Genomic DNA, 1,467 nt, shown 5'->3' on the forward strand with positions numbered 1-1,467 from the left:
CACCAAAAGGCGTCACTCCTGGTGTGGATACCTGTCACCAAAAGAGTTTGAAGCCAAGACCGCGTGAGCTAACATAATCCCATCATATTGACCACCCGATGTGTCTACTTTCCGGGGGTCGGCCCCCAATACCTCGGCTCTTTTGCTCGATGAACGTCATCGCGTCAGGCACCTTGGCATCAATGAAGCCGTGATAGTTCGTCTGCTCCTCAAAGAAGATGGTCTGAGTGGGGCGCTTGATACCAAGAACGTCACTTGCAAGCTCGAGCCAGAATGGTGCAGCTTGTTGCTTTTCTTTGCCCGGTTCCTTCGCCCACCGCTTAGAGAATTCAATTGCGGCTTTCTTTTGCTGAGCGTTCGTTAGGGTCACGAGTGTCTCCTGAAGGAAGAGGTCCAGATAGTTGAGTACCAGTTTATCGGTTGGTACCGACAGAGATTGCCATCCCCATTCACGCCTTTGTTGCGCTCAGTCTCAGATCAGACAATGTCCACCCCATCCGGTAGCCTGCGATGATCCTTTCGGTTTAGGAGGTATTCCTTGTTCCTATCCGATATCGCCCTCACCGCGGGAACTGACCTTGTGGGATGGGATTGGCTGTTTCGGCTCCGATGATCCAGAAACGGGACTCGGGGAACCGGGGTCAGACATGACGCTCCATAGCTCGAGGGACAGGAATCCGTATGCCGGATGAGGTTTCGAAGATGGAATTTTCAGAAGGATTGACGTGAGCCGCGTTACATGTATGGCCTAGTGACGGGAAGCCGTTCGAGGCAAATCACCTGATCGAGATCTATTTTCGAACAGGGGGCGAGGTCGCTTCATTCATAGATCTGTTTAGGACCAGCTAAAAAGGTGTAAATCTCTTTAGACTGACTTAAAAATCACCGGCAAAATTCAAGGTGTTCGCATTCCTGTTCCCTAAAGAAATAGAAACAGATGACTTGAAAGGTTTAACACTTTGAAGAGTAATTCAATGTGCCTCCATGTAGCGCGCAAGTCAGTTTCAGCGTTGGCCGTACTAGGTATTGGCTTGTCGGAAGTTGTTATGGCTCCGAGTGCGGGGGCTATCGGAGGTTATTTGAGTGACGGGTGAGCTCTGGATAATGCGAAACTAGCCCAGTGGGTGCTTAACCATCCGAATGCAACAGGCGAAGAGGTTGTCGTCTACCAGAATTCGTTACCAATGGTGCCAAATCCCAACCCCTATCGCCCTCTGTGGGGACGACAGGGCGGCTATTATGAAACCATTCCTGATTCTGGCACGGATTTCACTTCTGGAGTAGGCCTTCTTCCCCCGAGTGGTAATGGTGCCACAACAAGTGAAGGCCACTACACAGAGTGAAGCGGCCTGGGTTGGTCGGAGACTAGGTTTTACCCTAGGAGGACGATCAGCATGGCACGACCCAGTCAGTACGACGCAGCCACGCAGGAGCGCGCGGTGCGCATGTACTTCGAGCGCCTCGAGG

The 1,467-nt window shown here is 51.9% G+C and carries 1 protein-coding gene; it reads right to left on the reverse strand.

Annotation, left to right across the window (positions count from 1 at the left end):
* Nucleotides 1–82: 82 nt before the first annotated feature.
* The gene (locus NQ018_RS11210; RefSeq protein WP_257061013.1) at nucleotides 83–370 is read right to left on the reverse strand and encodes a type IIL restriction-modification enzyme MmeI; all 288 of its coding nucleotides are present in this window, start codon (nucleotides 368–370) and stop codon (nucleotides 83–85) included.
* Nucleotides 371–1,467 lie beyond the last annotated feature (1,097 nt).

The sequence above is a fragment of the Corynebacterium kozikiae genome (assembly GCF_024580965.1).
Lineage (GTDB): Bacteria > Actinomycetota > Actinomycetes > Mycobacteriales > Mycobacteriaceae > Corynebacterium > Corynebacterium kozikiae.